2 protein-coding genes are annotated in these 1016 nt (G+C 35.7%); both read left to right on the top strand.

From position 1 onward, the window contains the following. Positions 1-357: hypothetical protein (locus LGT40_RS00350; protein ID WP_226069673.1), on the top strand; the 357-nt coding region annotated here is incomplete at its 5' end. Positions 358-675: 318 nt separating this feature from the next. Next, positions 676-1016, top strand: a 341-nt coding sequence (locus LGT40_RS00345; protein ID WP_226343111.1) for a hypothetical protein, incomplete at its 3' end; no start/stop codon positions are given.

Raw genomic sequence — 1016 nt, 5'->3', positions numbered from 1 at the left:
TTGAACTCAGTACTGTACTTTCTTCTCTTCGACATAAACACTCCTTTTGCCCATTATCAGGCTTCTTTGAAGTGTCCGCAAAATCGGGGTAGAACCCGTTCTAGGGTTTCGGTTGGTTCGTCCTTTGTTGATCCTAGAACCAAAGCCGTGTTGGGAATCCAAAAAATTGACATAGATAGGTTTGCAATTGCTCAAATAACACTGCCTAATGAAAAGCCGATATCAGTTACAGAGGCTAAACCGGGACAAAATTGGCCTTTTCAAATAGCCGGAAAGAAATACACTCTTCTTTTAGAGTCTTTAGATTGGACGGCCCAGAGATTTACTGCCAAAGTTTATGAAACCCCCAATCAGTAAAAATAAAAAATTGGTGAAATTAAAAATAATTCAGCAATAGATAACAGTCAGGACAAAGTCACGCAAAATGGCCAGTAGAATGTACAAACGAAGAACAATTCTGGCGTCAGGAATCATGGTGTCAGCCAACTTGATCACTTGCGCTCATAGGGAGTCAGAGATAAATGAAATGTAGTTCACATCTACCCATTAGAAAATCAAATTTGTAACCCCTTTTGATTATAAAAGAGTAACTCAAACGAGCATTACAGAAAATTTATATGGCTAAAAATAAGATTAGTTTAAAAACCCTTAAATATAGGTTTGAATAAGACAAATATGAAAGACTTAGACCAGCTTTTATTTGGAAAAGCAATTGCAAAAGCATTAGAGTCAATTAGTTCGCAAAAAATAGGAATTAATAGTGCTCTGGGTCTAGCTAATCTCAACCAGACATCTGCATTTGAAAAAGCAATAGAATCGATTAATTCTCAACAAACAGGAATTAATAGTGCTCTGGCTTTAGCTAATCTCACCCAAACATCTATATCTGATAATGGTATAGAATCAATTAATTCTCAACAAACAGGAATCAATAGTGCTCTGGCTTTAGCTAATCTCACCCAAACATCTATATCTGATAAAGCTATAGAATCAATTAATTCGCAAAAAACAGGAAT

It is taken from the genome of Methylophaga pinxianii (genome assembly GCF_020447225.1).
Taxonomy (GTDB): Bacteria; Pseudomonadota; Gammaproteobacteria; order Nitrosococcales; family Methylophagaceae; genus Methylophaga; species Methylophaga pinxianii.
This window is presented reverse-complemented; position numbering and strand designations above follow the sequence as displayed.